An 18,782-nucleotide genomic window follows, 5' to 3' on the forward strand; every position below is an offset into this window, starting at 1 on the left:
AAGCTCGGCACGACCGTGACGGCGGTCAACGACGCGCCGGTGGCAAGCGGCAGCGCCACGCTGGGTGCCGTGGATTCCAGCGATCCGAATCCGCAGGGCAGCCAGGTAGGCAACCTGTTCGGCGACAATTTCAACGATAGCGCCGACCAGCAGCAAAGCGCCGCCAATCCGACGGGCTCGACGGCGAACCCTCTGGCCGGCATCGCGATCACCGGCAACGGCGCGAATTCGGCGCAGGGCACGTGGCAATACTCGAGCGACGGCGGCAAGAGCTGGAACAACGTGCCGGTCTCGGGTCTGGGCGACGGCGACGCGATCGTCCTGGCGTCGTCGGATAGCTTGCGCTTCAAGCCGTCTGGCGGCTTCAGCGGTACGCCGGGTGGCCTGACCGTGCGGCTGATCGACGGATCGAGCGGTGCGGTGACCGATGCGACAGGTGTCGACCTCGGTGCTGTGGGCGGCTCGACGCGTTACAGCAGCGCGACCGTGGCGCTGTCGACGCAGGTCACGAGCACCAACCGGCCGTTCTTCACGCCACCGCCGCAGATCATTCCGGGCTTCAACACGCCGGACGGCAGCAGCACGCAGGGAGATCCGAATTCAGATAATTCCAAATTTCCTGACGACACTCTTGTATCGCCGGCCGAAGGCCGCGGCCAGCGCAGCAGCCTGTATGGCCAACCGGTCATTCCGCAGGTCTGGCTGACCGGCTCGGTCGGTAACCGTTTCGTGATCGAAGAGCAGCACGCGATCATTCAAGTACCATCGAACCTTTTCGACGACACGTATCCGGGCGCTACGCTCGAATACGATGCGCGCGCCCCAGGCGGTGGAGCGCTGCCGGAGTGGGTCGAATTCGATTCGCGCAACCTGACGTTCACCGGGACGCCACCGGCAGGTTCGCACGGCACGGTCGAAGTGGAGATCGTCGCACGCGACCAGTTCGGCAACCAAGCCTACGCGACGTTCCAGATCACGGTGGGCCGCGAGCCGGACGATTTCGGGCAGATGCTTCAACGCGTCGGCGTCAAGGAGCCCGTTGCCCGTGCAGAACTGCCTCATCAAGCGGTTCGGCACACGACGACGCAGCAGCACCCGCTGCCGGGTACCCGTCAGTCCGTGGAGCCGCACCACGCGCAAGCCCAGCCGGTCGCAGCAACAGGGTCTCATGGCGCGACCGATGCGGCAGCGGGCGCAGCGATGACCACCCCCGTTCATATGGGCCGCCGGGCGTTTTCCGCGCAATTGCGTGACGCGGGGCCTATTGGAAAGATCCTTCAGGCACGGCAGATCGTTGAAACGATCGCCGAAGTGGCTCCTGTCGAATCCCGATAGTTAATTTCATAAAAAGCGAATAACAAGCATGAAAAATACAACCGGCAGCCGCCTCGGCGTTGCCCGATCGAAAGCGTCGCGAGTCACAGTGCAGCACCGCGAGGCAGCAGTTTCCGTGGGGCGCATCGGGCTAACCGGAGCCACGCTGCTGTCCGCGATGTTGCTTGCTGCGTGCGCGATAAAGCCCGAGCCGATCTCACAGGCCGAGCATCTGAAGCGAGCCCAGGACGACTACAAGACGCTGTACTCGACCTATGTGCCGCTGACCGAACCGCTGACGCTGTCGGACGCAATCGCCCGCGCGCTCAAGTACAACTACGACGCGCAGCTCGCGAAAACCGAGGAGACGCTGCAGGACCGTCAACTCGATCTCGCGATGGCGCAAATGTTGCCGAGGCTCGCGGCCAACGCGGGCTATACCTGGCGCAACAACGATAACGCGGCGCAAAGCATCGACGAATTCACGCGCGCGCGCTCCCTCGACTACTCGTTCTCCGAGTCGCCTTCGCACGCGACGGCGTCGCTCGAACTGTCGTGGAACCTGCTCGATTTCGGTGTGAGTTATTACCAGGCGAAGCAGCAGGGCTACCGCACTTACGTTGCCGTGGAGCGCCGCCGCAAGGTGATCGACGGTCTGGTCAAGAGTACCCAGGAAGCTTATTGGAAGGCCGTTGCCGCCGACCGGTTGCTGCCGCGTCTCAGGCCACTCCTGGTCGACGCGCAGCGCATGCTTGACGCAGGGCGCCAGGCGAGCCGCGAGAACCTCGTGCCGCCGCTGCAAGGGCTCGACTACCAGCAGAACATGCTGTCTGTGGTCGGCCAGTTAAAGCACATGCAGACCGATCTCAACACGGCCACAGTGCAGCTGGCATCGCTGATCAATGTGCCTGGCGACACGCCAATCCAGTTCGCGCCGATGGACCTGGATATGTCCCCCCCCGACAGCGCTGTCGATCCACGCAAGCTCGAAGAGATCGGTCTTGCGATGCGCCCGGAACTGCGCGAAGAGGCGTACCAGGAAAAGATCGATCAGCAGGACGTGTACAAGGAAATCATCAAGATGCTGCCCGGTGTCGGCATCCTAGGCAGCCTCAACTACGACACGAACCGCTATCTGTACAACCCGAACTGGGCGCAGCTCGGCGTCAATGCCAGCTTCAATCTGATGAGCCTGATCGAGGGACCGAAGGCGATCGCGGCAGCCAAGACCTCCGTCCAGGTGTCGTACCAGCGCAGGCTCGCGTTGAGCGTCGCGGTGCTGACGCAGGTGAACCTGAGCTATCAGGATTACCTGGCATCGGCGCAGGAACTCGATATTGCGAAGCAGATCGACGACGTCGAGCAGAAGATTCGCGTGGCGTCGGCGAACGCGTCGCAGGCGCAGGAAGAGTCGGAAGCCGATCGCGTGCGGCGCGAACTGGCGTCGATGGTGTCCGAGTTCACGTATGACCGTTCGATCGCACAGGTGCATACGGCGCTGACCAACCTGTACACGTCGGTCGGCGTCGACCTCGTGCCGCCGAACGCCGACACCGACGACTTGCCGACGTTGAGCCGCCGTGTGAAAGCGGCGATCGCCGGCTGGGAAGCCGGCAAGTTGCCCGAGTTGGCGATGCTGACGCCGGCCCCCGCGACAACGCCGGCCGGCGCGGCGGTTCCGGTAGCGGCTGCGGTGACTGAAGGGACTCCCGTGACTGCGGTGCCGATGAAGGCAGCCGCCGCGGCTCCGGCCATCGCGCAGACGACGAGCATCGCTGCCGCACAGATTGCGCCGGCAGCGAAATGACCCAAAGTTGAGGTAACGAAGTTGAAACCGATGAAGTCGAAAGTAGCAAAGTTCGCGTGCGGCAGTTGCGCGACGGTGGTTTGCGCCACGTTGTGCAATTCACTGGCCGTGGCCGCGCAGGTGCCTGCGACGCCTGTCGCCACGACGCCCGCTGCGTCGGCCGCACCCGAAGTCCGCGTTCAGGTTGTCGCTGAAACGAGCGCGACCATGGGCGCGCCGATGTCCGGGCGCCTTAGTCAGTTTCCGTTGCACGACGGCGAGCGCTTCAAGCAAGGGCAAGTGCTCGCGCGTTTTGTCTGCGCGGAGAAAGAGGGCGCGCTCGCGCATGCGCGAGCCGTGTACGACGGACGCAAGACCGTCAACGACAGCAAGCAGCGCTTGCGCGCGCTCGGCACATCGAGCGAGGTGGAATACAAGGTTGCGGCATCCGATGAAGAGGAGGCTGCCGCTGACGTGAAGACCGCGCAGACGCTGGTTGACAATTGCATTGTGGTCGCGCCGTTCACCGGACGCGTGTCGAGCGTGTACACCCACAACTTCCAGTTCCTTCAGACCGGCGCGCCGATGCTCGACGTGCTGAGCGACCGGAATCTCAACCTCGAAATGATCGTGCCGTCGATGTGGCTCTCGTGGCTCAAACCCGGAAGCACGTTCAACGTCGCCATTGACGAAACCGGCAAGACCTATCCCGCCACACTGACTCGGCTGTCCGGCAAGGTTGATGCGGTGAGCCGTTCGATCAAGGTCTACGGCCACATCGAGAACCCTCCCGATACCCTCTTGCCAGGCATGAGCGGCCGTGCTCTGTTCGTGCTGCCCGCGGGCGCGTCCGTGGCCGCGCGGCAATGAACGCGCGGCAATGAATCATCCGAATCCTGGTCACGCGCTCAACCATCAGTTGCTGCGCCTCGGCGCGCTGCTGCAACTCGAGCAGCGGGCGCGCGCGGCGAGCCGTAACGAACTGGAATTCCTGATCGTCAACGAGACGGCGGGGATTGTCGCGTATCAGCAGGGCGCGCTGTGGCAAAACCCCGCGACGGGCAGCGCGCCGCTGATATTGTCCGGTGTCGCCGCGGCCGACGAAGGTGGCCCGTACTACCTGTGGCTCGCGCGCGTGTTCGCCGCCATAGCACGCGGCGACAAGGCCCGCGAATCGCATGTCGTCAGCGCCGCCGACCTGCCCGACGCGCTTGCGCGCGAATGGGCCGAGTGGTTCCCCGCGCAGGCGATGTGGTGCCCGCTCACGTGGCGCGACGGCGTGACTGGTCGGCAGCATGCTGCTTAGGCCGCCGCCGACCCGTGGAACGATGGCGAGCGGCAACTGCTCGACGCGCTCGCGGGCACGTATGCGCAAAGCCTGCTGCTGCATCAGCGGGTGCGGGAAGCCGGCTTCTGGCGGCGCCTGCCGGCCAAGCGCCGGCCACTTGCGATTGCAGCCGCAGTGGTGCTGCTGATTGCGTTGTTGCCGGTGCGCGAATCGGTGCTCGCGCCCGCTGAAATCACACCGGTCGATCCGGCGCCGGTGCGCGCGCCGTTCGACGGCGTGGTGGGCACATTGCAGGTCACGCCGAACCAACCGGTGCACGCTGGGCAAGCGCTCGTGACGCTCGAACGCAAGCAGTTGCAGACACGCTATGCGGTGGCGCAAAAAGCGCTCGATATGGCGCGCGAGGAATACAGCGATACGTCGCAACAGGCGATGAGCGACGACAAGGCGAAGGCGCGCCTCGCGATGCTCGCGAGCAAGGTCGATCAGGAACAGGCCGAGCTCGCCTACGACAAGGACATGCTCGACCGGGCAGCAATCACTGCACCGTCGGACGGTATCGCGGTCTTCGATGACACCAGCGAATGGATCGGCAAGCCCGTGGCGCTCGGCGAGCGGATCATGATGATCGCGTCGCCGGCGCGCACGCAACTGCAGATTGAAGTACCGGAGGCGTCGGTGGTGTCGTTCGCACCAGGATCGGAGGTCGTGTTCTTCAATAACCTAACGCCCGATGAGCCGCTCTACGGCAAGCTGGTGTTCGCAAGCTACGCGAGCACGGTGACGGCGGACGGTGTCATGTCGTACGCGTTTCGCGCGGCGCTGGACCCGAGTAGCGCTACGCCGCGCCTCGGCTTGAAGGGAACGGCCAAGATCTATGGACCGCGCCGCGCTCTGGCGCTCTGGTTGCTGCGGCGACCGATGGCAGTGGTGCGCGAATGGCTGTCGATCTGAGCCCGCACGGCAGCGCCTTCACGGTTCCCAACGAGACCGTTCAGCCGATCGGGTTACCGCCGCTGCGCGAGGACCTGAAGCTGCTACCCGGTGCGTCCGCCGGCAATGGTAGCCCGACTTGGACGCTCCAGGATCCGGCTCGGCATCGTTTCATCCGCATCGGCTGGCTCGAATTCGAAATACTCGCGCGCTGGGAGCTCGGTGAAGCCGGCGCGGTTGCACGGGCGGTGTCTGCGGAAACGACCCTGCGCGCGAGCGCGGACGACGTCGTGGACGTGCTGCGATTTCTGCATCGCGCGGGCTTGCTCGCGGCGCGCGGCGATGCGGCGATGGCGCGTTTCGTCGCAGAAATCGGCGGTAAGCGCCTGTCTGCGCCGCGCTGGTTGCTGAAGAACTATCTGTCGATCAAGTTCCGTCTCCTCAATCCTGATCGCTTTCTCGGCGCGGCCGTGGCGCACATGGGCTGGGTGTTCACACGGGGCTTCGTCGTGACACTCGCGTGCTTCGCGGCACTCGGGTTCTATCTGACCAGTCGCCAGTGGCCGGCCTATACGCACAGCCTGCTGCATCTTTTTTCGCTGCAGGGCGCGCTGCTGGTGGGGATTGCGCTCGCCTCCGCCAAGGTAATCCACGAACTCGGGCACGGGCTGATGTGCAAGCGACTCGGCTGCCGCGTGCCGGCGATGGGCGTCGCATTGCTCGTGTTGTGGCCCGTGCTGTGGACCGACACGACCGACGCGTGGCGCCTGACCGACCGCCGGCAGCGCCTCGCCATCGATGCCGCGGGCATGCTCGCCGAGATCACGTTGGCCATCGTTGCGTCGCTCGCGTGGTCGGTGTTGCCTGATGGAGCGTTGCGCACCGGCGCGTTCCTGCTATCAAGCTCGACATGGCTGCTGACGCTCGCGGTCAACCTTAATCCGCTGATGCGCTTCGACGGCTATTTCATTTTCTCCGACTACCTCGACGTCCCGAACCTGCAGGAGCGCGGTTTTGCAATGGGCCGCTGGTGGTTGCGCGAAACGCTGTTTGGACTCGGGGATCCTCCGCCCGAATATTTTCCGCGAACCAAACGGCGGGTGCTGATCGCGTGGTCGATTGCGTCGATGGTCTATCGCTTCTCGCTCTTTCTCGGCATTGCGCTGGTCGTCTATCACATGGCGTTCAAGGCGCTCGGGCTGTTTCTGATGTGCGTCGAAATCGGTTGGTTTCTGGCGCGGCCAATCGTCGGGGAAATCGTCGTTTGGCTGAGGCGCCTTCGCGAAGGGCGGCCCCACCGGCGTGCGACGGTTACCTTCGGTGTGCTGGCCATCGCGCTGCTGCTTCTAATCGTGCCATGGCGGCACGAAGTGTCCGCGCCAGCCCTGCTGCGCGCCGCGCGGCAGACTACGCTGTACGTCGCGGAACCGGGTAGGGTGACAGAATTGCCGCGCAACGGCACGCGAGTTTCCGCTGGCGACTCCATGTTCGTGCTTGCGTCGCCGACAGTCGCGTATCACAAGGCTGTGGCAGTGGCGACGCTCGCAGGGGTCGAGGCACGCATGAAAGGACAGTCGTTCGATCCCGAAGAGGTAAGCATGATCGGCGTCGGCCAGCAGGAACTGGAGGGCGCGCTGGCGTCGCTTGACGACGTTGCGTCGCAGGAGGCGCTGCTCACCGTGCGTGCGCCCTTCGCCGGCATGATTACCGACGTGCCGCTGACGCTGCGCGAAGGTGAGTGGCTGCCGCGTCGTGAGGCGTTGGGAGTACTTATCGATCCGTCTTCGCAGGTGGTCGAGGCATACATTGGCGAGTCCGATCTGGGTCGCGTGCATCCGGGCGCGAGAGGCCGTTTCTATCCGGAGAACGGTGATGCGCCGGTCGAGCTGACGGTGGCGAGCGTCGGCACGGCGTCAGTGCGCGCGCTCGACGTCCAGGATCTTGGGTCCGTCAACGGTGGCGGCGTAGCGGTGCGCAAGGATCGCGACGGCAAGCTCGTGCCGGAATCAGCCATCTATCGCGCGACACTCGTGCCGACCGGACCGTCCGCGCCGATCACGAAACGGCTGCGGGGAACAGTGACGATCGATGCGGATCGTAGCGGATTTCTCGGCAGGATTTATAGGCGCGCAGCGGCATTGGTGATACGCGAGAGCGAGTTGTAACGGTCACTGCGAGGATATGGAAACCGAGCGCAATTCATTTCCGTGGTTCCGCCCGGCGGCGGAAGGTAAAAGACAAAAAACCCAGCAAGCTAAAGGCTTGACTGGGTTTTTCGGATTTCTTTGGATCTACTGAGACAACTATTGGGTGCCAAGAGAGGACTCGAACTAACTGCGTCGAACCGCAGCAACGACGTTTTGGATTCGTCGAGCATCGGTAGGAAACTGCTTGCTTTGCACCGGAATCTAATGTGCGAGCACCGCGCCGAGATTGAGTTCATCGGCAACCTTCTTCAATCGCTTGTCGCGCGTCCAGACGGTGACGCCGGGCTGTAGGCGCGCGGACGCCAACAGCGATGTATCGAAATATCCGATTCCACGATTGAACAAACCTTCGCGCTCGATCAGATAAAACGTCTCCTCCGGTGTTGCAACTGGCGCGCGCGGCAGATCGAGCAACGCGCCAAGCACGACTTCACGGTCACGCAGACTACTGAGCGAAATCTCGCCTATCACATAGGGATGAGCCAGCACACGCTCCTCGGCAAGCAGGCTAATGAGCATCGAATCAGAGGCGTTGATGTGGTCAATCCAGACCGACGTGTCGACAAGAATCATTCGACGTCCTGCCGGCGACGCGGCACCCCCTTGATGCCCGGTTGGCTACCGCCAAGATTCGCGAGTCGTTTCGCGGCTTCACGCTGGATCAAAGCCTTTAGCGCTTCGCGCACGAGAGCCGTTTTTTCCTCCACGCCTGTATAGGCTTGAGCCTTGGCGATCAAGTCGTCATCAAGCGCAATAGTCGTACGCATGGGAACCTCCGTAGATTTAAGCACTATTTATAGCATCATTCGATGCTATAAATAGTGTATTTTCGTCGTCTTGTAATGAGCGCGTTTTGCCGCAACATTCCAGTGCAGTTGTACGGGAGAACAGCGAAAACCTCCCGCGAACACAGACCAGATATCGCGTCCCCGGAAAAAGGGCAGGGCGCCGGCGCGACGCCTGCTGCAATGAGCAAGGCGCTGCCGTTGTGCCGGCAGCCAGGCAACCCCAGACCGGCGGCCAGCACCCGCAGCCTAGTGCATGTAGGGCACGGCCATCCTCTTGCTGGTGAACTCGTACGCCTCGATGTCGATGGTTTGGCCGCGGCTGGTCGAATCGATCAGCTTAATAACCAGATCCATTGCCCCGCGATTTGGCGAAAACCCGAACTGCAAATAACAAGCGTGAGCCGACGGCAGCGCCTGCAGTACCGGAAGCGAGAACGCCGACGTGGCGTTCGAGAACACCGGGGCTGCGACGGCACAAAACAGAGTGAAACGGTTCAACATGGCGTTCCTGGGTGAGAATTTCGCGAGCGCGAAAGTAAGTGAACAGCGATAAGGTGGAAGACTGCAAAGCAGCTTGAAAAGCCTGAAAAATATTCAGAATTCCTACTTATTTTGATATATAAAATTGTCATTTAGACATCTACTCAATGCAGCGCGAGCGCGAGCGCGTCGCCGAGTGGCTCGTGTGAGCACACTCTTGTTAGCTGATGCTCTGTCGAGAGACGTAGTGAGCCCCGTTGCGGCGATAACGCGGGTTATCACGGCAATCGGTTTGGAGCTGGCGCAGGGTAGAGGTACAAGGACGCGTTTCGAGTGGTCGAACTCAGATGAGACCTTAGTGCTTCTCTGCAAGCCATCCCGACGGAAGAGGGCGGGGACTGCTTGTCGGCCTGAACGGCCATTGACGACGAACTGAAGAAACGACGGCTAAGCGGCGCTAAGCCGCCCATCAGGTTTCGCTGAAACCGTGCCTCGTTGTTGCTCAGCATGGCACCGAACTTGGAGCTCGGTATCGGATGTATTCTTGCGTAGACGGGAAAATATATACAGATTATATGTACAGTTTAACTGTACATATGCTATGGTTGTGTCATGAACAAGCAATCACCGTCTCCCCAATCTACCGACTTGGTCGTCCTTGCTGGCGAACTACGCATTTCCGTGGGCAAATTGGTCCGCCGCGTGCGAGAACATTCGCACTCTGGCGACTTTACGTCGGCCCAGAAGTCAGTGCTGGTCCATCTGGACCGCGGCGGCCCAGCCACCGTTTCTGCTTTGGCACGGGCGGAGGGCGTGAAACCACAGTCCATGCGGATTACGGTTGCCGGCTTGGAGGCGTTGGGAGTTGTCAAAGGCGAGGCCGACCCAAGCGACGGACGCAAAACCCTTATTGACCTGACCCCCACGTTTAGGGGGACGCTCCAAGCGAGTCGGGCGGCTAAAGAGGACTGGCTGCTCCGTGCCCTCCAAGCGCAGCTATCCGCGCAAGAACAGGCTGCACTCGCCGCTGCGGTGGGACTGCTGCAGCGGCTGGCAGACTTCTAAAACATTTTCCGGTACTTCATGGAAGACCATGTCATACACTGCGCTCGACCCAAACACCGCCCTAATCATCGTTGACCTGCAGAAAGGCATCGTCGGCTCGCCCTTCACTCATCCTATTGAACCGGTCGTCGAACGATCCTGCGCATTGCTTCAGGCCTTTCGCAAATACGGATTACCGGTCGTGTTGGTCAACGTCGCTGGCGTGGCTCCCGGCCGCACAGAGCGGCCCCGCCACAACGGCGCATTCCCCGAAGGATGGACCGACTTCATTTCAGAGCTTGACCAGCAGCCCAGCGATATCGTCATCACAAAACGAACATGGGGTGCGTTCACAAATACCACCCTCGAGGAACAATTGAAGGCCTTGGGTGTGACGCAGGTCGTCGTCACCGGGGTAGCTACGGGCACAGGTGTCGAGGCAACCGCGCGCCAAGCCTATGAGCAGGGGTTCAACGTCAGCTTGGCTCTTGATGCTATGACGGACGTGCGTGCCGAGGCTCACGACTACAGCATCAAGAACGTATTCCCGAAGTTGGGTGAAACTGGCACAGCCCAGGACATCATCGATTTGCTCGGTACGAGGAGCGTCTGAAATGGATTGGCTACATGTCGTCTCTTATTTTTTCGGTGGTGCCTTTTTCGCGAATGCCGTCCCTCATTTCGTCAGTGGTGTGATGGGTGAGCCCTTCCAGAGCCCGTTCGCGAAACCGCCGGGAAAAGGGCTGTCGTCATCGACTGTCAATGTGCTATGGAGTTTCTTTAATATCGTCGTCGGCTATCTTCTCATTTGTCGCGTGGGCGATTTTGAGCTCAAGGTGACGGGTGACGTCATGCCATTCGGCATTGGTATCCTGGCTATGGGGCTGCTCAGTGCTCGGCAGTTCGGCAGCTTGCATGGCGGCAATACTCCCGAACGTACATGAGCGCCTCGGCAACCGGTACCTTCAGGTCACTGAAGAACTTCAACTATCGGTTGTGGGCTATCGGCTCTCTGATATCCAACGTGGGAACGTGGATGCAACGGACGGCTCAGGACTGGCTCGTGCTGACCCAGCTCACGCACCACAATGCTTCCGCCGTGGGCACGGTCATGGCCCTCCAATTTGGGCCGCAGCTTTTGCTGTTACCCTGGACGGGCTTCGCCGCGGACCATTTCAATCAGCGAAGACTGCTGATTGCAACCCAAGCAGCAATGGGTGGCCTTTCACTGGCGCTTGGCGTTCTGACCGTCACCGGCATTGTTCAGCTCTGGCACGTTTATGTATTCGCCTTTTTGTTCGGCTGCGCATCGGCGTTCGATGCGCCTGTGCGCCAGACGTTCGTGACAGAGCTGGTCGGCAGCGGGGATTTGCCGAACGCCGTCGCGCTCAATTCAACGTCGTTCAACGCAGCGCGGATGATTGGGCCCGCAGCCGCCGGTGTGGTCATCGCGTCGGTTGGCACAGGGTGGGTGTTCTTGATCGATGGCCTGAGTTTCCTCGCGGTGTTAGCATCCTTGTCGCTATTTCGAATGACCGAGCTGCATACGAACACGCGGGCACCCCGCTCAGGGGGAAATCTCACCGAGGGATTTCGCTACGTTTGGTCTCGCCCCGAGCTCAAGGCGATCTTGGTGATGCTATTCCTGATTGGCACATTCGGACTGAATTTCCCGATTTTCATCTCAACTATGGCCGTCGGGGTGCTTCACACCGATGCGCGCGGTTACGGCCTTCTGTCGTCCATCATGGCGGTGGGCACCGTGTCTGGTGCGCTCTTTGCTGCAGGGCGCGGCCGGCCGCAGTTCATGTCGCTCCTTATCGGTGCCGCGACGTTTGGGTTGGGTTGTGCGATGGCTGCGGTAGCTCCAAATTACTGGTTGTTCGCGGCGGCGTTGGTCGTCATAGGCGTGGCGTCCCTGACCTTTACCAATGCCACCAACAGCCTGATGCAGGTCTCCACAGAACCTGCCATGCGCGGAAGGGTAATGGCTTTGCGTGTTGGTATCGGCCTCGGCGGGACTCCCATCGGGGCACCCATCGTGGGCTGGGTTGCAATGCATGCTGGCCCCCGTTGGGCCTTAGGCATCGGCGCGGCATCGGGTTTCGCTGCTGCTGTAGTGGCAGCTTCTGCTTTGAGAGCGCAAGTTCGCCCACCTCGCCAATGACGACTTCGATGGCATAACACCATTGCTATGAGCAGGGCGCAAGTATTGTCCTCTTCTGATAGCAATTGACGGCCTTCTACCGATTCGCCGACCGTCTGCTTACCGAGCGAATTCGGTCGCTCGAAAAGCGAAACCCAATTGCCCGCTCCGGCCGATTTTGAGACACTCGACGAATTTTACTGGAAGCCCAATGCGAGCCGAATGCATCCGGAATAGCCTGCGACGGCGAGAGATACGAACGGCCTGTCGTGGGGAATCTGGCATAGATCAGCCGATCGGTTCCCGGTCCTGACAAGGAAGACATCCGCGCGATGGCGGCGACTGTCGCGGGCATGGTAGGTCGCAATTTCCTGATCTTGCTTGCTGAACAACAGACCGTCGCCGAACTGGTGCCCCAAAACTCTATAGCACCGCTGCCTAGGTCGGATGCTTCTAGTGAGAGGAACGGCTGCAGTTGAGGATCATGGCACCGACGGGCTCCCCTAGGACCGCATTGGAAAGAGCCCGACGGTATCACCTTCACAAATTGTCTTGAGATGCCCGATCTTCGCGGTGTTTCTGTTAGAGCGGGCGTGAATGCTCCCATGCGGTCCCACAAAAGCCACTAAGTGCCAGCAAGAACTTCGGTATCGTTGACGGTATCCGCGCCACACGGCCGCGCGAAAACGCCGTCTCCACAAGGGTTTAGCCCCGCAATTGACGATCGAGTGGGAGTAGAATTCCCGCTAGGAAACGTCATTCGCTAGTTGATTGACTATTAAAGCCCTGTTTTCTTACAGGGCTTTATATATTTTGTTTTGAGCACCATTTTTGGAATTTCCCCATGGAAATTAAAGTCAGCTTTCTCGATAAGCTACGTCTTGAAGCCAGGTTCGATGACTTCACGGTAGTGTCCGACCAGCCTATCCGTTATAAGGGCGATGGCTCGGCACCTGGTCCCTTCGATTATTTTCTTGCCTCATCGGCCTTGTGCGCAGCTTACTTTGTGAAGTTGTACTGCGTAAATCGCAACATTCCTACCGAAAATATCCGCCTGTCGCAGAACAATATTGTTGATCCGGAAAACCGGTACCGACAGATCTTCAAGATTCAGGTCGAGTTGCCGCCGGATATGCTGGAAGCAGACCGCCGCGGGATTTTGCGCTTTATAGACCGTTGTACGGTGAAAAAAGTGGTGCAAGCCGGACCCGAGTTTGTCATCGAAGAGGTAGAGAACCTGGATGCCGATGCTCAGTTGTTGCTGACGTTGAAGCCCGCTTCTGACGCCAGCACCTATATTGCGGGCAAGGATCTGCCGCTGGAGCAAACCATCGCCAATATGTCGGGTATTTTGGCGGCCTTGGGCATCAAGATTGAAATCGCTTCGTGGCGCAATCTTGTTCCCAATGTGTGGTCGCTGCATATCCGGGATGCGCACTCTCCGATGTGTTTTACCAATGGCAAGGGAGCGACCAAAGAAAGCGCGCTTGCGTCGGCGTTGGGAGAGTATATCGAGCGACTGAACTGCAACCATTTCTACGCCGGCACGTTTTGGGGCGAAGACATCGCCAACGAGGCGTTTGTACATTACCCGAACGAGCGCTGGTTCAAGCCTGGCCGTAAGAATGCGCTGCCGGCTGACATTCTGGATGCGTACTGCCTGGAAATTTATAATCCCGATGGCGAGTTGCGTGGCTCGCATCTGATCGACACCAACTCCGGCAATGTACAGCGCGGTATCTGTTCGCTGCCGTTTGTGCGGCAGTCGGACGGTGAAGTGGTGTATTTCCCGTCCAACCTAATCGAAAACCTGTTCGTCAGCAACGGCATGAGTGCCGGTAATACGCTGGCCGAAGCGCAGGTGCAATGTCTGTCCGAAATTTTCGAACGTGCGGTAAAGCGTGAAATTCTCGAAGGTGAAATCGCATTGCCTGATGTGCCGCACGAGGCGCTGGCGAAATATCCAGGCATTCTGGCCGGGATTCAGGGGTTGGAAGAGCAGGGCTTTCCGGTGCTGGTAAAGGATGCGTCGCTGGGTGGGACCTACCCCGTGATGTGCGTCACATTGATGAACCCGCGGACAGGCGGCGTCTTTGCCTCGTTCGGCGCACACCCAAGCTTCGAGGTGGCGCTGGAACGGAGTCTTACCGAGTTGCTGCAGGGGCGCAGTTTTGAAGGCCTGAACGATTTACCTCAGCCCACCTTTGTCAGTAACGCCGTGACTGAGCCCAATAACTTCGTTGAGCACTTCATTGATTCGAGCGGTGTGGTGTCGTGGCGCTTTTTCAGCGCCAAAGCGAATTTCGAGTTTGTTGAGTGGGATTTTTCTGGCCAGGGTGAAAACTCCAATGCCGAGGAAGCCGCAACATTGTTCGGAATTCTCGAAGACATGGGCAAAGAGGTGTACATGGCGGTGTATGACCAGCTGGGCGCCATGGCCTGCCGGATTTTGGTGCCTGGGTATTCGGAAGTTTACCCAGTAGAGGATTTGATCTGGGATAACACAAACAAGGCGCTGTTGTTCCGCGCCGATATTTTGAACTTGCATCGCCTGGACGATGCCGGCCTAGCAGCATTGCTTGAGCGGTTGGATAACAATGAACTGGATGAGCACTCCGATATTGCCACTTTGATCGGCATCGAATTTGACGAGAATACGGACTGGGGGCAGCTAACCGTTCTCGAGTTGAAGCTGCTGATTCACCTCGCCTTGCAGCAATTTGAGGCGGCACAAGAGCTGGTGGGAGCCTTCCTGCAGTACAACGACAATACGGTCGAACGCGGATTGTTTTACCAGGCCCTGAATGTGGTGCTGGAGGTGCTGCTCGATGACGACCTGGAACTGGACGACTACGCGGTCAACTTCCGTCGCATGTTCGGCGACGCTCGAATGGACGCGGCAATGGGGTCGGCGGACGGTAGCGTGCGCTTCTATGGCTTAACGCCAACGAGTATGAAACTGGAGGGTCTGGATAGGCACGACCGCTTGATCGACAGTTACAAAAAATTGCATAAGGCGCGGGCCAGTGTGGCGGCTACAGCCAGTTAGGGTTACGAGTCATGGCTGGATGCGATGATGCCGTTCATCCCCCGGCACAAACGCATGTTCGATACCCGAGCTACCATCTGTGCGGGTGTGCATCAGTGTTGATGCCGCCAGCGTAGATGGTCAGATACGAAGGACAGGTCAAGGGCCCTCAATATGAATCCCATCTTTGGATCATGTCGCCGGCCGGAAGATCAATCGGAATTGATGGTGTATGTGATGGGTATACGAGCTACTGTGCCTGGCAAATCCTCTTTAAATTCAGGCAGCGGAAAGCGTAATTGAAAATCGAGTGGGGATAGTTGAGCAACTAGCTCTCGTTCGGCTTACTCGCGTCCGACATTCAGAGTGAGCCCCAGACTTCCATCGACGGGCACTGGGTTTCGCAATCGGATAGCAGCGAAACGGCATAGGAAGGTTCTTCGGAAGCAGCCGTTCATGGTCGCGAGATAATTGCCACACCGAAAACCTGTCCATCAATCCACCACGGCTGGACGGCGCCAGATCGGGCGAACAACGGCTGTTCGTGATCGTTAGGCTGATGGGCAGTTGTCGATCGACATGCGCCGATCGAAAGGCAAACTGATCGGTGTTCGGTGTCGTCGAAAGATGGCTGGCGGAGCCATTGAGAGCCGGGCTTCCAGAGCGGCAGCTCAGAGGATGACTTCCCCAAGAAAGTGCGCGGGGCTTTCCCTACAAGACTCTCTAGCCGGATTGCGAGTCGCACCCGCAACCGACGACTGCGCTCAGGTCGTCGACGCGGCACCAGTCGCGACTGGTGCCGCCGGAGCAGCCACGGCTGCGCTTGCACGCGGGTTTTTCCGCCGACGCCGTCTCGCCTGCAGGTGTGGCTCTCTTAGCGATGGCCTACTTAGCCGGCGCCTTGACGGTCACAGTGTCCTTGACAGCACCCGTCGCCTTCTTCTCTACTGTCTTCTTTGCAACAGCGCCGCTTTTGGCCGAAGACTTCGACTTACCGGCTTTGCTCGTGGCACCGGTCTCAGTCGCGACGGTGGCCGCGTTGACAATCAAAAACTTCGAGCGGTCTTTTGCCGCCGCAAGCCATGCAGGCGCCGGGCCACGTCCGCTCCATTTTGCGCCGGTCTTGGGGTCGAGGTATTTCGCTGGCTGCGGACCTTTGTGTTGTCCTTCGTGAGCCACTGCACTGCCAACTGCCACGGTTTTCTTAGTTGCGGTCTTCGCCGTTCTCACGGTGCCACCGTCCGTGCCGTCAATCAAGAACTTGCTGCGGTCCTTAGCATCTGCAATCCATGCCGGCGCGCGCCCGTGTCCGGTCCACGTGGCGCCCGTTTTAGGATGGCGATATTTCGGCGACTTGACTCCGGTGACAACTGAACTACTCGCCACCTTTCGCGCCGCGGCGGTGTTGGGCTTGGAGCCCGCTGGTCGGCCGCGCCGCTTCTTTCCAGTCGAGTGAGCGGCGATGTCTGCGGTGGTAAGACCATGCTCTTCCATTAGCTTGCGGATGTCGGTCAGGACAGACTGTGCGCGCTTGGCAATCAACTTTTCGGCTTGCTCTTGAAGCTTCTTCATCTTGTCTTTGATTTGTTCGAGTGTCGGCATCGTGGTTTCCTTAATGGATGTGCCCGCAATATGCCACGCGCGCTTTAATTGCGAAAGGCTTGAAAAGACTTCGCACTGCGCACGTGCAACGAACAACTATCATAGAACCGTTGTGGATCTTCAGCGGGTCAAGGTCTGTGCGCCACTGCCTGCATACCCCACATAACGCTGAGTCGATTGCGAAATGAAGCGCTATTTTTGCAATGTAGTGACTGTCCGAGAGTAGGGCTGTTGTCTAATTCGGGCCTTTTTAAGGGCACTCGAAGCCATATTCGGTAAGAGTTTTGCTGGACCCTCTCGCATGAAGCAAGGTACAGGTCACCGTTTTCGTGACTTTCATGCTAAAAACCCCTTAATTCATGGCCTCAGACGTTGCGTCATCATGTTGGTGTTGGTACGCTGGCGCCCAACCCGAGAATTTGTACCTTTGCGCTAGTCGGTGACGGCGCAAAGGCAAAGGTCTTGGGCAACCTTTGACTAGAGAAGAGGAATTCATGGCAACAATCGGTACCAAGAAACCTGCGGCTCCCGCTACCAAGAAAGCGGCAGCACCCGCCAGCAAGAAAGCTGCTGCGCCAGTCGCGAAGAAAGCAGCCGCACCTGCGGTGAAGAAGCCAGCTGCTGCCATTCCCCTGAAACCTATCAAGGATACTTTCACGAAGGCATCGCTGACCATTCACCTGGCCGAGCGTTCAGGGGTAGAGCCGAAGGTGGCCAAGGCGCTGTTGGCGGCGCTCGAAGAAACGGTGCTCGCATCGATTCACAAGAAGGGTGCAAAGGAGTTCACGTTGCCGGGCTTGCTGAAGGTGGTCGCACAAGATGTGCCGGCCAAGAAGAAGCGCTTTGGGAAGGACCCGTTCACGGGTGAAGACAAATGGTTCGCGGCGAAGCCGGCTTCGGTGCGCCTCAAGGTTCGCCCACTGAAGAAGCTTAAGGACGCAGCGCTGTAAGCGAAATTGTTCTGACGTGATAGCGCCCCTTGACGAAAATCCGAGGGGCGTTTTCCATTTCGGCCGGTGGCCCATGACGTCGGCGCAGCTATCGGAAAGCGGGTGTTTCGTCCGTGACCCGAGCGGGGCATTCTTCGGTCTGTTTGACGGAATTGCGGGTTGGTGCGCGATCGTCCCAACTCGCATGCCCGCTTGTACCACAGACATCCGATCGGGTACCGTAAGCGTTGACACGTCGCTGTTGAGAGGTCTGGGGAGGTCGCCGAAGGACCGGTTCCTTCGGGCACGCTGACATTCTTTAACGATTATCCAGGAGGGATCCCATGAACAAACAAGAGTTGATTGATGCCGTTGCGTCGTAGACCGGCACGAGCAAGTCGGCAACAGGAGAAGCGGTCGACGCGCTAATCGGGACGATCACCACCGCGCTCGTGAAGAGGGATACCGTCCAACTGATTGGCTTCGGCTCGTTCGGCGTAGGCGCGCGGGCCGCGCGCAACGGGCGCAATCCGGCTACCGGCGAAGAGCTGAAGATTCCGGCTTCGAAGACGGTGAAAGGATGCGGTGAACGACCACAAGCGATAAGCGGTCGATGTGCACGCTTAAAAGTATCCTCTGAGCGGCGCACAAGGTCATCTACAGGTAGGTTGATGCAGATCGCACGGGGGTCATGACTCGGCCACGAACGAACGCTCAGGTCCTGCCTGTACTCCTCAGCGAATCGGAACGCGGCCGGGGCATTTTTGCGAGAAAGCCGTTGATTGGGAAGTGTCGGGGAGTACGGGAGTAAACCGATAAATTCAATTTTTGGTTGTCATTGTTTCGCGGGCCGTCGTGGATTGCGCGCTAGAGTATGGATAACATGTGCCTGCCGCATCGGAGGACTTTCGCTGGATGGAGTGTAAAACAACAAACATGCCACTTTCAAAACGGTCACTGGACTCATCGGCGCGAACCCATCTACTATGCTATTTGGTGGCGAGTGCGCTCGCATCCCATGTTTTGACGAAAACATGGCGCGTCGAACACGTCGTTGAATCGGTACGCATCTGGTTGGCTAGAAACATGATGTCGGCCAGCTGGCTGGACCGCCTGATGCTTGGGCAACTGGCGCTAAAGTTATCCCGCGAGCACCTGGCTGCTTCTGGCGTAGTACGTCAGTCCGATCCGTTTGCGTTGTTCACGAACGAGTTAGGGTTGAATTATCAAAACCCCC

Annotated in this window: 16 protein-coding genes and 1 pseudogene; 13 read left to right on the top strand and 4 right to left on the bottom strand. The window is 59.5% G+C overall.

All coding sequences use genetic code 11. The features are described from left to right. From EOS_RS08960 to EOS_RS08980, 6 genes are all read left to right on the top strand, one after another. A partial coding sequence (locus EOS_RS08960; protein ID WP_047846271.1) for a putative Ig domain-containing protein occupies positions 1 to 1,335 on the top strand: 1,335 nt, incomplete at its 5' end. Between the two features lie 28 nt (positions 1,336 to 1,363). After that, on the top strand, positions 1,364 to 3,121 hold the full coding sequence (locus EOS_RS08965) for a TolC family protein (RefSeq protein ID WP_053063807.1): 1,758 nt from the start codon (positions 1,364 to 1,366) through the stop codon (positions 3,119 to 3,121). Positions 3,122 to 3,151: 30 nt separating this feature from the next. Then, positions 3,152 to 3,970: an efflux RND transporter periplasmic adaptor subunit gene (locus EOS_RS08970; RefSeq protein ID WP_053063808.1), complete on the top strand. Its 819-nt coding sequence runs from the start codon at positions 3,152 to 3,154 to the stop codon at positions 3,968 to 3,970. Positions 3,971 to 3,980: 10 nt separating this feature from the next. Beyond that, positions 3,981 to 4,406: a hypothetical protein gene (locus EOS_RS45595; RefSeq protein ID WP_053063809.1), complete on the top strand. Its 426-nt coding sequence runs from the start codon at positions 3,981 to 3,983 to the stop codon at positions 4,404 to 4,406. A 90-nt stretch (positions 4,407 to 4,496) separates the two neighbouring features. Next, complete coding sequence (locus tag EOS_RS43970; protein ID WP_053063810.1) at positions 4,497 to 5,342, top strand: efflux RND transporter periplasmic adaptor subunit; 846 nt, start codon at positions 4,497 to 4,499, stop codon at positions 5,340 to 5,342. Further along, a complete protein-coding gene (locus tag EOS_RS08980) occupies positions 5,327 to 7,486 on the top strand; it encodes an HlyD family efflux transporter periplasmic adaptor subunit (RefSeq protein ID WP_053063811.1) in 2,160 nt (719 codons plus the stop codon). The genes EOS_RS43970 and EOS_RS08980 overlap by 16 nt, the downstream gene beginning before the upstream one ends. Positions 7,487 to 7,729: 243 nt before the next feature. Here EOS_RS08980 and EOS_RS08985 read toward each other — a convergent pair whose 3' ends face one another. The 3 genes from EOS_RS08985 to EOS_RS08995 all read right to left on the bottom strand — a co-directional run bounded on the left by EOS_RS08985 (position 7,730) and on the right by EOS_RS08995 (position 8,817). Beyond that, positions 7,730 to 8,101 carry a type II toxin-antitoxin system VapC family toxin gene (locus EOS_RS08985; RefSeq protein ID WP_047846272.1) on the bottom strand — a complete coding sequence of 124 codons (372 nt, stop codon included), beginning with the start codon at positions 8,099 to 8,101 and terminating at the stop codon, positions 7,730 to 7,732. Further along, complete coding sequence (locus tag EOS_RS08990) at positions 8,098 to 8,295, bottom strand: type II toxin-antitoxin system VapB family antitoxin (RefSeq protein WP_047846273.1); 198 nt, start codon at positions 8,293 to 8,295, stop codon at positions 8,098 to 8,100. Before EOS_RS08990 ends, EOS_RS08985 begins: the two co-directional genes overlap by 4 nt. A 267-nt stretch (positions 8,296 to 8,562) precedes the next feature. Beyond that, positions 8,563 to 8,817: a phospholipase D-like domain-containing protein gene (locus EOS_RS08995; RefSeq protein ID WP_047846274.1), complete on the bottom strand. Its 255-nt coding sequence runs from the start codon at positions 8,815 to 8,817 to the stop codon at positions 8,563 to 8,565. Between the two features lie 591 nt (positions 8,818 to 9,408). Between EOS_RS08995 and EOS_RS09000 the strand changes: the two genes are divergently transcribed. The 5 genes from EOS_RS09000 (at position 9,409) to EOS_RS09020 (ending at position 15,035) form a co-directional block, all read left to right on the top strand. After that, a complete protein-coding gene (locus tag EOS_RS09000) occupies positions 9,409 to 9,861 on the top strand; it encodes a MarR family winged helix-turn-helix transcriptional regulator (RefSeq protein ID WP_047846275.1) in 453 nt (150 codons plus the stop codon). Between the two features lie 28 nt (positions 9,862 to 9,889). Then, positions 9,890 to 10,453, top strand: a complete 564-nt coding sequence (locus EOS_RS09005; RefSeq protein ID WP_047846276.1) for an isochorismatase family protein — start codon at positions 9,890 to 9,892, stop codon at positions 10,451 to 10,453. A 1-nt stretch (position 10,454) separates the two neighbouring features. Further along, positions 10,455 to 10,784 carry a hypothetical protein gene (locus EOS_RS09010; protein WP_047846277.1) on the top strand — a complete coding sequence of 110 codons (330 nt, stop codon included), beginning with the start codon at positions 10,455 to 10,457 and terminating at the stop codon, positions 10,782 to 10,784. Next, the gene (locus EOS_RS09015) at positions 10,781 to 12,007 is read left to right on the top strand and encodes an MFS transporter (RefSeq protein ID WP_047846278.1); all 1,227 of its coding nucleotides are present in this window, start codon (positions 10,781 to 10,783) and stop codon (positions 12,005 to 12,007) included. Before EOS_RS09010 ends, EOS_RS09015 begins: the two co-directional genes overlap by 4 nt. A gap of 823 nt (positions 12,008 to 12,830) precedes the next feature. After that, the gene (locus tag EOS_RS09020) at positions 12,831 to 15,035 is read left to right on the top strand and encodes an OsmC domain/YcaO domain-containing protein (protein ID WP_047846279.1); all 2,205 of its coding nucleotides are present in this window, start codon (positions 12,831 to 12,833) and stop codon (positions 15,033 to 15,035) included. Positions 15,036 to 15,899: 864 nt separating this feature from the next. On the opposite strand, the gene EOS_RS09025 is transcribed toward EOS_RS09020, so the two are convergent. Beyond that, on the bottom strand, positions 15,900 to 16,616 hold the full coding sequence (locus EOS_RS09025; protein ID WP_087881909.1) for an H-NS histone family protein: 717 nt from the start codon (positions 16,614 to 16,616) through the stop codon (positions 15,900 to 15,902). 494 nt (positions 16,617 to 17,110) lie between these two features. Between EOS_RS09025 and EOS_RS09030 the strand changes: the two genes are divergently transcribed. Further along, positions 17,111 to 17,566, top strand: coding sequence for an HU family DNA-binding protein (locus EOS_RS09030; protein ID WP_047846280.1), 456 nt, complete (start codon positions 17,111 to 17,113; stop codon positions 17,564 to 17,566). 323 nt (positions 17,567 to 17,889) lie between these two features. Continuing rightward, positions 17,890 to 18,123, top strand: a pseudogene (locus EOS_RS47970) (HU family DNA-binding protein); the annotation flags it as partial. Positions 18,124 to 18,782 lie beyond the last annotated feature (659 nt).

The organism is Caballeronia mineralivorans PML1(12) (assembly GCF_001028175.1).
Classification (GTDB): Bacteria; Pseudomonadota; Gammaproteobacteria; order Burkholderiales; family Burkholderiaceae; genus Caballeronia; species Caballeronia mineralivorans.

What these genes read in the sequence shown, in the direction of transcription:
- EOS_RS09005 (WP_047846276.1), top strand. Translation starts at nt 9,890, where the DNA reads ATGTCATACACTGCGCTCGACCCAAACACCGCCCTAATCATCGTTGAC.
- EOS_RS09030 (WP_047846280.1), top strand. Translation starts at nt 17,111, where the DNA reads ATGGCAACAATCGGTACCAAGAAACCTGCGGCTCCCGCTACCAAGAAA.
- EOS_RS08970 (WP_053063808.1), top strand. Translation starts at nt 3,152, where the DNA reads ATGAAGTCGAAAGTAGCAAAGTTCGCGTGCGGCAGTTGCGCGACGGTG.
- EOS_RS08995 (WP_047846274.1), bottom strand. Translation starts at nt 8,817, where the DNA reads ATGTTGAACCGTTTCACTCTGTTTTGTGCCGTCGCAGCCCCGGTGTTC.
- EOS_RS09010 (WP_047846277.1), top strand. Translation starts at nt 10,455, where the DNA reads ATGGATTGGCTACATGTCGTCTCTTATTTTTTCGGTGGTGCCTTTTTC.
- EOS_RS09000 (WP_047846275.1), top strand. Translation starts at nt 9,409, where the DNA reads ATGAACAAGCAATCACCGTCTCCCCAATCTACCGACTTGGTCGTCCTT.
- EOS_RS45595 (WP_053063809.1), top strand. Translation starts at nt 3,981, where the DNA reads ATGAATCATCCGAATCCTGGTCACGCGCTCAACCATCAGTTGCTGCGC.
- EOS_RS09025 (WP_087881909.1), bottom strand. Translation starts at nt 16,616, where the DNA reads ATGCCGACACTCGAACAAATCAAAGACAAGATGAAGAAGCTTCAAGAG.
- EOS_RS09015 (WP_047846278.1), top strand. Translation starts at nt 10,781, where the DNA reads ATGAGCGCCTCGGCAACCGGTACCTTCAGGTCACTGAAGAACTTCAAC.
- EOS_RS08990 (WP_047846273.1), bottom strand. Translation starts at nt 8,295, where the DNA reads ATGCGTACGACTATTGCGCTTGATGACGACTTGATCGCCAAGGCTCAA.
- EOS_RS08980 (WP_053063811.1), top strand. Translation starts at nt 5,327, where the DNA reads ATGGCTGTCGATCTGAGCCCGCACGGCAGCGCCTTCACGGTTCCCAAC.
- EOS_RS08985 (WP_047846272.1), bottom strand. Translation starts at nt 8,101, where the DNA reads ATGATTCTTGTCGACACGTCGGTCTGGATTGACCACATCAACGCCTCT.
- EOS_RS08965 (WP_053063807.1), top strand. Translation starts at nt 1,364, where the DNA reads ATGAAAAATACAACCGGCAGCCGCCTCGGCGTTGCCCGATCGAAAGCG.
- EOS_RS09020 (WP_047846279.1), top strand. Translation starts at nt 12,831, where the DNA reads ATGGAAATTAAAGTCAGCTTTCTCGATAAGCTACGTCTTGAAGCCAGG.